Source organism: Desulforhopalus sp. IMCC35007, from assembly GCF_005116575.1.
Classification (GTDB): domain Bacteria; phylum Desulfobacterota; class Desulfobulbia; order Desulfobulbales; family Desulfocapsaceae; genus Desulforhopalus_A.
On sequence record NZ_SWCN01000118.1, the window covers coordinates 1 to 227 of the forward strand.

Below are 227 nucleotides of genomic sequence, written 5' to 3' on the forward strand. Positions count from 1 at the left end.
CGGTTGTAATAACGTTGCCGAGAACTGGAGCCGTTGCATCTTCCTCCACAGAGTTTGCATCATCTGCAGCCTCAGGAGCGGTATCGATGATCTGGATATTCAGGGTATCGGTTGCGGTTTGACCGGTTACGTCAGTGACCTCGACCACAAACTGGTCGACAATATTGGTATCAGTAGCGTCGTGGGTTTCAGGATCGCCATCTTCCGTGTACTCGTAGGTGATCTCA

At 51.1% G+C, this 227-nt stretch carries 1 protein-coding gene; it reads right to left on the bottom strand.

Annotated elements, in window-relative coordinates:
• A partial coding sequence (locus FCL48_RS25120; RefSeq protein WP_169309384.1) for a hypothetical protein occupies positions 1–227 on the bottom strand: 227 nt, incomplete at both ends.